Consider the following 11,489-nt stretch of genomic DNA (forward strand, 5'->3'; position numbering starts at 1 on the left):
GTGAAGGGTGAACAGTGGATTGTTCACCCTGTGATAATGGTCAGAAAGGAAAAGACCGGCTGTTGCCGGTCTGAGTGAGGTTATGTTGCTGCGGGGTCGTCGCACTTCGGCAGCCAGTCGCCGTAGCTTTCCTCTTTCAGCGACAGATTGGTTTGTATCCCCTGCTTTGTGTGCCGCTTCTCATAATTCAGGCCGTACTCTTTCAGCATCATGGGCAGCCCCAGCCCGAACATCTTCAGGCTGAGCACGTTCCTGTACCCGTTAGCCTCCATATAGGCCAGATACGCGTGATAGAGATATTTACGGTAATTACGCGGGATGATGCTGGCATTCCCCATAAACATCCCGTTGGTCTGCGGGAGCATTTCCAGATAGCCGCAAAAATCAAACGTCGGGTCTGCATCGCGCTTAATGCTGAGCGCCTCGTCGGAGTTCTGCTGCGACTGGAGCAGTGCGCGTGCGGTCATCGGGTCGCTGAATTTCTGCATAAGCTGGCGCACAATGACGGCCAGCTCGCGCGCAATTTTATCCCTGAGCTGCGGGTCGCGTTCCTCCGGGGCAATCTGTTCCGGGAAGTGAATAATCACCCGGCGGCGTGACACACCGCCGCTGCGGTCGGTGAAGCGCATGGGGTTATTGTTCACGGCCAGAATCACCGCCGGAATATGCGTTGAGTACGGATTCTGGTATTTCGGGTCAACTGAAACTGCATCGCCGCCGGTGATGGCCTTGAGTCCTGCGCCGTCACCGCTCCATTTTTCCTGGTCTGGCAGACGGATAAGCGAGAAGCCAATCAGGGAGGCACGCTTGCGCGGGTCTTCCAGTGTGTCGATATCGGCTGACGTGGCGTTATCTTCCCCGGCGAGCAGGGTCGCGATTTCAGCCAGAATACTTTTACCGCTCCCGCCGGGACCGGTCACTTCGAGAAAGAGCTGCCAGTCGTAACGGTTCGCCAGTACCATAAACAGCGCAGCCAGAATCACGTCGCGTTTTTGGGGACTTTTACCGGCTGCACGGTCGAGCCAGCGCCAGAAGTTCGGCGCGTGCGTCTCCAGCGTTTCCCCCTCCACCGGCGGGGTGAAATCCACATCGCACAAGGTGCGCAGCCAGTGCGATTTGTGGTGCGGGCTGAATACGCCGCTTTGAGTATCGAGTACCCCGTTGCGAAAGCCAATCAGACGGCGCGCCGGTGTATCCTGCTGCGGAATAATCAATTTCAGGGTCTCCACCACCGAGGCAATTTTCCCGGATGAGAACGGGGCGCGTAAGCGCTGGAATAAATCAGCCACATTCCGTGAAAAAGTGGCGGCAGGGATATTTTTCCAGATGCCGTTTTCATAGCGGGACAGGAGCTGGCCGTTTGCATCCACCGCCAGCGCTTCGCCGTAATGCTCATGCACCCGCAAGGCCTTGTCGCTGGCGCTCATGGCGGTAAATTCAGCTTCGCTCATGGTATCAAACGGACTTTGCGCCGGTGGCCGGATAGCGTCATAAATGGCTTTGCGCGTGGCTTCCTCGCCGTACTGTATAAACGCATCATTCCAGTCACCGAACACCGGCGGCAGGGCAACAATGCCCTCACAGGCATCTGCGGCCGCAGCGGCTTTACTCTGGCCGTCGCCGTTAAGGTCACGGTCGGCGGCGAGGATAATCTGACAGGCCGGGTATTTGTGACGGGCAAGGCTCGCCAGAGAAAGGAGGTTTACGGAGGACAGCGCCACCATGACGGTTTCCCCGGTCAGATGATGCACGGTGAGCGCGGTCGCATACCCCTCCGCAATCCACAGGCGTTTTCCGGCCTGTTTTTTCCCTTCGATGACATGACATGCCCCTTTGACCTGCCCGCCTTTCAGGGTGCGTTTGAGACCGTCAGCATTGATAAACTGAAGGTTAACCAGTGCGCCGGTATCGTCATACAGCGGGACAGCCACATCCCCGGCGCGGAACGTCACGCCGCCGGTTTTATGCATGGCGGTGAGCGTCAGACATTCCAGAGCGGGGAAGCCCTTTCGGGTGAGGTAGGCGTTGCCGGTGGCTGGTCGGGTTTTCTCCATCAGTTTCGCGGCCAGCTCGGCCGCCGCTTTGCGGTCGGCCTCCGTTCCGGCTTCTGCGGCTGCAATCATCTCCGGGGCAACCGGTGACAGGTTGCCGGTCACGGCGTTCACCTTCCCGGCGGCCTCAGAGGCTGATACACCGAACACCTTCTCGACCAGTTTCAGTCCGTCACCCGCGCCGCACTGGTTACAGAACCATGTGCCGCGCCCCTCTCTATCGTCAAAGCGGAAACGGTCAGAGCCGCCGCACACCGGACAGGACTGATGGCGGTTTTTAATGACCTTCACCCCCAGCGCCGGGAGAATGTTCGGCCAGTGGCCGCACGCCTGTTTTACCGTTTCTGTTACGTTCATTTTCATGGTTATTTTCTCCCTCAGTGCAGTACCGGCGACGTGATATGACGGGCGCAAAGCTCATCCATCACGGCCAGCCCGAGAAAGGACAGCGACGGGGCGGCTTTGAGTGGTCCGGCTTCCATTAAATCTTCCAGCAGGGCACAGGCAATCTGGCGGCCTTTTTCCTCGCCGTGCTGGCGCAGGTAGAAGCCCTCCAGCTCGGCGGCAATGGCGCTTTCCAGCGCATCGAGGGTGAGGTGCGGGTAGCGGTGCTGGCGTTCGCACAGGGTCAGCCATGCACAGGCCACGGCGCGACGATACAGAGCGGCGCGTAATACGGGCGGTAATGGCTGTTTCATACGTTACCCTCCCCGGTCAGCCACTGCTGATTGCAGCGTTCGACCACGCCGTCGAGCTGGGCGGTCATGAGGTAAATCACGGAGGTGAGCTGTAACTGCTGCGCCGGGTCACGACGAACGGTGGCGCAGTCCTGTACCTGCATCAGATCGCCGACGAGCTGGCCGACATTGCGCATATGCTCCAGACATTCGAGGTCACGGGCGGTAATGGTAGTGTGTCTCATGCGCGCTCCTCCGCAACCGGCAGGCGGCCAGCAAACGAGAGAACGTAATCGCGAACGAGGGAAAGGCGTGCGGCGTGCTCGTCACCGGCAACGGTGCGAAGCATACAGATACGGGGTTTACGGTCTGCGCGACGAACAGCAGCAAATACAAAGACAAACTGCGGATGTGACGGGGTGAGGGTCGTGGCCATAGTGGCAACCTCCAATAAGTAGCGGTTATCGCCACCACCAGAGCTGCAAATCTCATGGGTGGTAGCCCGGATGGGGTTTGCAGTACCGGCCTTATTGGAAACCGGCCAGCCCGAAGGCTGCCCCACCCGGACCACCATTATCTGACAGGAGCCACGGTGTAAGCACCACAGCCCGAAAAATAGGTGTGTCTGAGCAACGACATAAAAAAACACGCTCGGCGCGTGTTGTGTCGCCAATAAGTTACACGGGCTGCAAATCCCGGCTGCCGATTTTGCGACAGCGGGAAAACTATACCTGGAAACGGCGAACGGAAGCAAGCCAGAAAAAGGGGCTTTTTGCTGAGCGGCCATCATCATGCGTCATAGCCCCGGTTGCGTTCGGCAATGCGATCCGCCATCCATGCAGTAATTTCAGACTGCGCCCACGCCACGTTTTTTCCGCCGAGGGAGATTTGTTTCGGGAAGGCTTCCCGGCTGATGAGGTCGTAAATGGTCGAGCGGGACAGGCCGCACAGATGCATCACTTCGGGCAGACGGATAAAGCGTTCATGAACGGTATCAGAAACCGGCATCAGCGGCGCGGCAGGGGCAGAAGACGGGGAAGAAAAAGCAGTGTGCATCGGGCTACCTCACAAAGTCCATACAGTGCCGGTCGTGTCCGTCCGGCTTCGGGTAGCTCTCTATTTTGTGAATATTTTCCCTCAGGGCAACAAGTCATTTTGTACTGCTCCACCACACAACAGAGCGTTTTTTATACAGTGGCAAACGTTGGCCGTTTTTTGGTAAATGTTGGCAAACCGGTGGCCCATTCATGATTACTTTTGTTTATATATTTCTATTTTTTAATCGCTAAAAAGTCTAAGTAGCTGACTGGCTGAACAAACTGAAAGGTGAACAGTGGTGAACAGACGGTGAACAGTCAGACCCTCAACTGTTCACCCTTTAACTTACTGTATTACTTATCTTTTTATTTAAGGTGAACAGTGGTGAATAGTTATAAGTAAAAAAACAAACGATGAGTGAGGTTTTCCTGCGACCTTTCTCTGGCCAGCCTGATTTTTAAGGTCTGTTTGTGCCAGCACTCTGACAACGGCAATGAATCGTGTTGTTGTGCAGGAGGCGTCAGAATCATTTCAGGTTGAACACACGGAGAACCTGAATATGAAACCCGAACTCATTATCAAAGCCATGCAGACCGTTATCAGTAAACAGGATGAAGGCGCGGAACAACGTATTGCCGGTGCGCTGGCCGCACTTAACGAGGCAAAAGACGCATACACGGCCAGCATGGGAAAACTCAGCGACATTGAGGCTTCCATTCAGCGTTGTGAGCAGGAACGACAGACCGCCCTCAGTGAAAGCGCACAGGCCGAACAGGACTGGCGCAGCCGCTTTCGAACTCTGCGCGGCAACCTCACTCCTGAACTGAAAGCTGAACACAGTAAACGTATCGCCAGCCGCGAACTGGCTGATGAGTTCACCGGTCTGATTACCGAGCTGGAGAAAGACAAAAGCCTCGCCATGCTCGGCGCATGTTCCTCCGGAACGGCTTATATCAGCGCCCATGAAAAAGTGTTCACTACTTACGCCAACAGCGAGTGGAAGAAGGCGTTAGCCGGTATCAGCCCCGCACTGTTACGTGCCTTTCTGTTGCGTATACGGTCGCTGGAAATGAGCGGAGAAACCTCGCCGCGTGCGGCCGTTACCCGCGAACTGGGTGATGCCCTGAATCTGCAGTCAGCCCTGTATCATTTCGATATGGAGCAGGAGCCGGTCCTGTCCGTAACGGGCATGAATCGCCCGGTCATAACCGGGGTTGATATGGCGCTGTTAAGAAGCCCGGCCAGACGGATGAAACTTGCCGCTGAACTGGCCGCAAAAGACCACGAACAGGCAGAGGGCTGAATTATGTTTCACTGTCCGTTCTGCAAAAAGACCGCGCACGTCCGTACCAGCCGGTATCTGTCGGAAAACGTCAAACAGCGTTATCACCAGTGTACCAATATCGAATGTTCGGCCACTTTCCGCACCATCGAGTCGGTTGACGGTGTGATACGTGCCGCACCGGAGAAACCCGACCCCGCGCCGGTGACGCCACCGCCGCCGCGTAAAGTACAGGGCTGCTACAGCTCGCCGTTCCGGCATTAATCAGGAGAGAGACTCGTGACCACTGTGACCATACAGCAGGCCTTTGAGGCCTGTCAGACGAACAAAAATACCTGGCTGAAACGTAAAGCCGAACTGGCAGACCTTGAACGGGAATACCGTGAACAGCTCCTTGCCGGTGACGAACAAATCCCGCGCAGAATGCAGGATTTGCGCGACAATATCGACGTGAAAAAATGGGAGATTAATCAGGCCGCCGGTCGCTATATCCGCTCACATGAGGAAGTGCAGCACATCAGCATCCGCAACCGGCTCCATGACTTTATGCAGCAGCACGGCGCGGAGCTGGCCGCCACGCTGGCACCTGAGCTGATGGGATATCACGAACAAATTCCCGCAGTAAAACAGAGCGCTATGCAGCACTCGGTTGATTATCTGCGTGAAGCCCTGTCGGTGTGGCTGGCCGCAGGTGAAAAAATTAATTATTCCGCGCAGGACAACGACATTTTAACGGCTATCGGATTCAGGCCTGATGCGGCTTCGCGGGATGATAATCGCGAGAAATTCACCCCGGCACAGAACCTGATTTACACCCGCCGACGTGCAGAACTGGCCGCACGGTAGCACGCAAAAAAAATCCCGAAAATTCCGCTATTATTGCCGAAAAAAGCCATGCATCCATAAGGTGCATGGTTTTGCATGCAAATCCCCGTATTTTTTATCCCACGCAACACCAGTACCGGCGCGGCCTGAGACGGTTCATGCATCTGCATTAAAAGCGACCTCTTAAGCGGGCAGGCGTGGCGGGGAGAGCATTGCGCGTAAAGGTTACTGGTTTTTTTTTGTATCGTAGATAAAATCAATCTACGTGTAAGGTAATTAAGGAATGCTTGGTGGCATTACACTGTGAGTTTTAGAACAGTGGTTACTGTATGAACTAATTACTCTTGAAATAAATTATTATGTAAGGTTAGTTTGTAATGATTTACTTGTGGATTGTATGCTAAAAAATGGAGAGAGTATGAAATTATTGTCAGTATATATAGCTGGATTTCAATCGACTGATAGAGCAGTATATGTCGAGTTTTCTGGTGATGATGTTTCAGTTATTTATGGTGAAAATGGGTGTGGTAAAACTACCTTTCTAAAATTACTTCATGCCATTTTATCTCGTGATGATGATGTATTGTTGAATGAGAGTGTTCATTATATTGAACTGTACTATGAAGATTCTAATGGCATAAATCATTATATTCCCATCAGGCAGCAGTCTGAAATTACTGATGACGGTATTCATAAAGTCTTTTACGACTGGAGTGATTTTGTTTCCTGTGATTTAAGTGATAGTAGTTCCTTATCTTTGGGAGTCGAAAGAGGAGTAACAACTGAGTCGTTAAAAGTAGAGGCTTCAGATATACTGAGGTTTATAAATATTGCAGAATACAGAAGCGTTTTTTCTAGAGTTGATGTAAATGAGTTTAGTGAAAGACTATCATTCTTTCTTAAACGTAATCAAAACTCAAAAAGACGAAACCGACGTGATGATATGAACTTAGATATTCCTCATGTGTTTTTGCAAAACATTAAAATGAGCAATATTGAGAATATGCTTGCTGAAAGATATTTTCTTGCAAGAAGCATGGCGACTGAAAAAATTCAAAATGCTTTATTTGATACCTTAGCTATTGCTGTGGATGCATCAGAGTCTACAGAGGAAATTGTATTTCCATCTAACTTTGAAAATGATGTATATAAAAACAAAGATAGAATAATTGAAGCTTTGGATGATGGTTATGAAAATAACTTCAAAACCCATATTGTTAACATCCTCTCTTCAATACACGAAGAGAGAGATGTAAATTATATTTTGACAAATGAGTTGTTGAGAAAATTAGTAATGAATATGGTGCGGGAGCTTCGTATCGAGAAACAATTATTGAGCTCTATTAACGTATTAGTTGAGGTGTTCAACTCTTTCTTAGTTGGTGATAAAAAACTGGTTATAAATAAGCAAGAGGTTTATGTAGAGACAGAAGGTTCAAAATTACCTATAGGTACTCTATCTAGTGGCGAACGACATATATTAACTTTCTTGGCTTTGGTGATTGTAGCTGGAAGGGGACGGAATTTCTTGATTATTGATGAGCCAGAAATATCATTGAATATTAAATGGCAGAGAACGTTACTTAATCTGTTAAGAGAATTGGTTCCTGGCACCCAAATTATTGTCGCATCGCATAGCCCGGTCATTGCTAAAAAAACACCTAATAGTCTTGTCAAGTTAGAGCCAATGAAAGTTGAGGCAAGCGGATATGAATGATTGGCTTGCAATGGAGTATGATGAAATCCTTAATGAAGCAATTATGTCTGAAACACCAATACTGGTTGTAGAAGGTATAGATGATGTATCAGTATATGAGGGTTTTACTGATAGTCTTGAGAAAGAAATTGAAGTTATTGCAGTTCAAAATTTGAAGGATATGAATGAAGGTAGTCGCGGCGTCATTGACTTTATCAAGGCATTGTATGATATTCAATATGATGGTGAAATTGAGAAATACATACTTGGCATAATTGATAGAGATGCTCGTTTTTATCGAGGGGAACTAATCCATCTTCCGGCATTGCTTATTCTTAAATGGTATTCGATGGAAAGCCATTTTGCTACGAAAGAAGCAGTTAAGTGTGTCATGGAAAATTGTACACGAACTAGAGGGAAATTAATTAGTGATGATCTAGTGTCGGGTATATACAATAGAATATTAAATTCTTTAATGGACTTGTATTATATTTCATTAGAGAGTATGAAGAATGCTTGTGAGAGAAATTATAATGGGGCTGTGTCTTTTAGTATGAGTGTCCCGCAAATGAGAGGAACTGATAAATTTAATGAGGTTCTCAATAAACAATATGAATTGGATGAGTTTGCTAAGGAAAGGAATATTAATAAAGATTTTGATGGGCTGCTGGCCATTTGTAAGGGGAAATGGCTTGTTGGAGAATTTTCAAGATTACTAATTAAAGAGATTAAACAACTTAATAACCATTGTTCTAGTGGGGTTATACAGCAATGTCAGTTTTGTCATAATGGGAGATATGATTTGTGTTTATATGGCTTCTCAGTGAGCTATAATGAAAGTCAAATATGTAATATTATAAAAAACAATGAAGGTTACACACAGTTTTCTTATATGAGAGAAGCCATTAATATGATGGTTTAATAATAAATGCAGGGTGTTTTACACCTTGCATTTGTTTATTTGACTCCCCCACCAATCCATTAGTTCTTTTCTTTGGTTGATATATGTAGAGCGGTTATATGCTCGGCGAACTTCATTTTTATCACTATGGGATAATGCAGCTTCAATTATATCAGAATTAAATCCAGCCTCGTTCATTGCTGTACTTGCTATTGATCGTAACCCATGAGCAACTAATTTGCAGCCATATCCAATTCTTTTTAAAGCCGCATTTGCTGTTTGGCTATTCATCGGTTGCTTTGGATTATTCCTGCTTGGGAAAACATGTTCACGGTGAGCACTGATAGGTTTCATCACATCCAAAATATCTAAAGCCTGAGGTGATAAAGGGACAATGTGTTCACGCTTAGCCTTCATTCGTTCGGCGGGAATCGTCCAGAGTTTGGCATCGAGATCGATCTCGCCCCACCGAGCACCAGAAGCCTCAGAAGGGCGCACTAAGGTCAGGAGCTGCCACTCAATAAGACAGCGAGTCGAAACAGATAGATTTGACATGACCAGAGAACGCATCAGCTTGGGTAATTCTTCTGGTCGTAGCGTGGGCATGTTTTGCTTTTTGGGTTTCTCAAATGCCATTCCAACACCTGATGCCGGATTTGCATCAATCAGACCTGTATTAACCGCGTAAATCATTATCTCGTTAATACGCTGGACTAGGCGACGAACCGTCTCTAATGCGCCACGTGCTTTTATTGGCTCCAATGCTTCAACAATCGTTCTGGCCTTAATCTCCTGAACTGGTATCGCACCGATTGCGGGGAACACGTCTTTATCCAAAGAACGCCAAATATCCTTTGCATAATCCTCTGTGACACCTCTGCTTTTAATCTGGAACCAGTTAGCAGCTACTGTTGAGAAAATGCTGTCTAACTCAATCTGGCGTTGTTCTGACGCCTGCTCCTGTTGCTGTTGTGGATCCATGCCTTGCGCAAGCGTGATTAAGTGCTGGTCGCGTATCTGACGTGCTGCTGCGAGTGTAAGGGCAGGGTATGAGCCGAGACTCAAATTTGTGCGGCTGCTGCTTCCCGGTCGTTGATAACGGAAGCGCCAGAGTTTTTTACCAGTGGTTTTGACGAGCAAGAACAAGCCATCACCATCATGAAGGGTGAAGTCTTTTTCACGGGGTTTGGCTTTAAGGATTTCATTGTTAGTGAGGGGGCGTGTGATACGCGCCATATCTGGATCCCTTCCATAATTGGTACACGTTTAATGGACCACAGTATAGCGTGTACCTAAACGTGTACCAATTTTCTCTGGATTTAGCCGGATGTTCTCGGACAACGACAGACACAAAAAAGCCCGCAGGGCTTGTGCCGTGCGGGCTTTCTGTACTTCACCGGACGTATCCGGATCATGATTTGGTGGAGCTGGCGGGAGTTGAACCCGCGTCCGAAATTCCTACATCCTCGGTACTACATGCTTAGTCAGTCTTTACATTCGCCTGGCACCTGCGGACAGACACGCCACTACCAGACTAGCCTGATTAGTTTTAACGCTTCAACCCCAGGCAGGGCATCCACGCGATCTCTTTTGGGTTTGACCTCTCTTTGATCCCCGTCTTAAGAGCGGAAGCTAGGGAGAGAGGGCTCAGAGCAGGTTATTAAGCTGCTAAAGCGTAGTTTTCGTCGTTTGCGACTATTTTTTTGCGGCTTTTTACGAGGCCAACCGCCCCTCGGCATGCACCTTGGGTTTCGCGAATCCCGTCGAATCCAGAATCAGCCCCAATGTGTTGCAGCAAGTATAACAGACTTGTGACACGCGTGACCAGCCCCCACAACCCCTTAACCGCAAGGATTTACCGCTCGCGCAGTGCTTCTTTTGCACGATTAAATGGTTTGATTAAATAGTCGACGATGGTTTTTTCACCTGTTTTTATATCCACTGTGGCAATCATGCCCGGTACGATGGAGAAATGGCGTCCCAGTTTGTTCTGTAAGAAGTCCTGATGGGTGCGGATAAACACGCGGTAATAGAAGATTTCCGGTTTCACTTTGTCCTGAATGGTGTCCGGTGAGATGGTTTCGACTACGCCTTCCAGGCCACCGTAAATAGCGTAGTCATAGGCGGTTATCTTCACCAGTGCGCGCTGTCCGGGGTGGATAAACGCGATATCACGCGGCGACAGGCGGGTTTCTATCAGCAGATGATCGTCCAGCGGTACAATCTCCATCATCTCGCCGTTGGGCGGGATAACGCCGCCAATGGTGGTGACCTGGATGTTTTTCACAATACCGCGCATCGGCGCACGTACGGTCAGGCGGGTGACGGAATCCTCACGTCCTTTTAAAATAGCCGCCAGCATATCCACTTCGGCGTTAGCTTTTGACAGCGCTTCCCGCGCCTGCACGAAATATTGTGAGCGCAGGTCGGTAATTTTTAATCCCAGATCGCTTTTTTGTCGTTGCAGGCGCAACACTTCTACGTGGCTGGCGGCACCGCTTTTCTCCAGCCGTTGGGTGATCGCCAGTTCTTTGTTCACGGAGACCAGCGCATCCTGTAGTTCCACCATCGAATCGGCAAGCTGTGCGCGGCGACTTTTATATAACCGGGTTTCAGAGGCGATAAGCTCCGGCCAGGCCTGTAGCGATCTGGGGAACGTTAGCTGCAAATCGTTGACTTCGGCATTCAGTCTGGCGCTGGATGCTAAAGATGCACGGTATCGGGCGGCGCTTTCACCCACGTTGGATTCAGAACGCGTTGGGTCGAGGCGGGCGACAATCTGGTTGGCCTGAACTTTATCACCTTCGTGCACGCTGAGTTCGGCAAAGATCCCGCCGTCAAGCGACTGCAATATCTGTTCACGCGAGCTGGGGATGACTTTCCCGCTGCCGGTAGAGACTTCATCCAGTTTACCGAAATACGCCCATCCCCCCAGGATGGCAAAAAGCAGTGTGCTGAGCAGAATAATGCGGCTGGCGCCGGAAAAACGGTGTTCCCGGCGGATATCGAGGTCGTCCAT

Annotated in this window: 12 protein-coding genes and 1 other RNA gene; 5 read left to right on the forward strand and 8 right to left on the reverse strand. The window is 49.8% G+C overall.

Translation table 11 applies throughout. The features are described from left to right. Positions 1–80: 80 nt before the first annotated feature. From RYZ59_RS07295 to RYZ59_RS07315, 5 genes are read right to left on the reverse strand one after another with little or no spacing between them, the layout of a single operon-like run. Complete coding sequence (locus RYZ59_RS07295; protein WP_286548552.1) at positions 81–2,414, reverse strand: primase-helicase zinc-binding domain-containing protein; 2,334 nt, start codon at positions 2,412–2,414, stop codon at positions 81–83. Positions 2,415–2,428: 14 nt separating this feature from the next. Continuing rightward, positions 2,429–2,749: a DUF5375 domain-containing protein gene (locus RYZ59_RS07300; RefSeq protein WP_032937151.1), complete on the reverse strand. Its 321-nt coding sequence runs from the start codon at positions 2,747–2,749 to the stop codon at positions 2,429–2,431. Continuing rightward, positions 2,746–2,973 carry a hypothetical protein gene (locus tag RYZ59_RS07305; protein ID WP_001216599.1) on the reverse strand — a complete coding sequence of 76 codons (228 nt, stop codon included), beginning with the start codon at positions 2,971–2,973 and terminating at the stop codon, positions 2,746–2,748. Before RYZ59_RS07305 ends, RYZ59_RS07300 begins: the two co-directional genes overlap by 4 nt. Next, on the reverse strand, positions 2,970–3,521 hold the full coding sequence (locus tag RYZ59_RS07310; protein ID WP_089565665.1) for a host cell division inhibitor Icd-like protein: 552 nt from the start codon (positions 3,519–3,521) through the stop codon (positions 2,970–2,972). The genes RYZ59_RS07305 and RYZ59_RS07310 overlap by 4 nt, the downstream gene beginning before the upstream one ends. Continuing rightward, positions 3,518–3,784 carry a helix-turn-helix transcriptional regulator gene (locus RYZ59_RS07315; protein WP_000556587.1) on the reverse strand — a complete coding sequence of 89 codons (267 nt, stop codon included), beginning with the start codon at positions 3,782–3,784 and terminating at the stop codon, positions 3,518–3,520. The genes RYZ59_RS07310 and RYZ59_RS07315 overlap by 4 nt, the downstream gene beginning before the upstream one ends. Positions 3,785–4,325: 541 nt before the next feature. On the opposite strand from RYZ59_RS07315, the gene RYZ59_RS07320 reads away from it, so the two are divergent. The 5 genes from RYZ59_RS07320 (at position 4,326) to RYZ59_RS07340 (ending at position 8,491) form a co-directional block, all read left to right on the forward strand. Beyond that, complete coding sequence (locus RYZ59_RS07320; protein WP_318045845.1) at positions 4,326–5,069, forward strand: capsid protein; 744 nt, start codon at positions 4,326–4,328, stop codon at positions 5,067–5,069. Between the two features lie 3 nt (positions 5,070–5,072). Further along, positions 5,073–5,312 (forward strand): bacteriophage gene regulatory protein, encoded by a 240-nt coding sequence (locus RYZ59_RS07325; RefSeq protein WP_000468230.1) that lies wholly within the window; start codon positions 5,073–5,075, stop codon positions 5,310–5,312. A 15-nt stretch (positions 5,313–5,327) separates the two neighbouring features. Continuing rightward, complete coding sequence (locus RYZ59_RS07330; RefSeq protein ID WP_206164948.1) at positions 5,328–5,894, forward strand: phage polarity suppression protein; 567 nt, start codon at positions 5,328–5,330, stop codon at positions 5,892–5,894. 397 nt (positions 5,895–6,291) lie between these two features. Continuing rightward, positions 6,292–7,590 (forward strand): AAA family ATPase, encoded by a 1,299-nt coding sequence (locus tag RYZ59_RS07335; RefSeq protein ID WP_187260355.1) that lies wholly within the window; start codon positions 6,292–6,294, stop codon positions 7,588–7,590. Continuing rightward, positions 7,583–8,491, forward strand: coding sequence for a DUF4435 domain-containing protein (locus RYZ59_RS07340; RefSeq protein WP_232945008.1), 909 nt, complete (start codon positions 7,583–7,585; stop codon positions 8,489–8,491). The genes RYZ59_RS07335 and RYZ59_RS07340 overlap by 8 nt, the downstream gene beginning before the upstream one ends. Positions 8,492–8,509: 18 nt before the next feature. Here the strand turns inward: RYZ59_RS07340 and RYZ59_RS07345 are convergent, their stop codons facing one another. The 3 genes from RYZ59_RS07345 to RYZ59_RS07355 form a co-directional block, all read right to left on the reverse strand. Beyond that, positions 8,510–9,706, reverse strand: coding sequence for an integrase domain-containing protein (locus tag RYZ59_RS07345; RefSeq protein ID WP_187260357.1), 1,197 nt, complete (start codon positions 9,704–9,706; stop codon positions 8,510–8,512). A gap of 183 nt (positions 9,707–9,889) precedes the next feature. Then, positions 9,890–10,253: a transfer-messenger RNA gene (gene ssrA / locus RYZ59_RS07350) on the reverse strand. 72 nt (positions 10,254–10,325) lie between these two features. After that, positions 10,326–11,489, reverse strand: a complete 1,164-nt coding sequence (locus tag RYZ59_RS07355; RefSeq protein ID WP_318045881.1) for an HlyD family efflux transporter periplasmic adaptor subunit — start codon at positions 11,487–11,489, stop codon at positions 10,326–10,328.

Origin of the sequence: Citrobacter sp. HN-141 (genome assembly GCF_033341895.1) — a bacterium.
In the GTDB taxonomy this organism is placed as follows: Bacteria; Pseudomonadota; Gammaproteobacteria; order Enterobacterales; family Enterobacteriaceae; genus Citrobacter.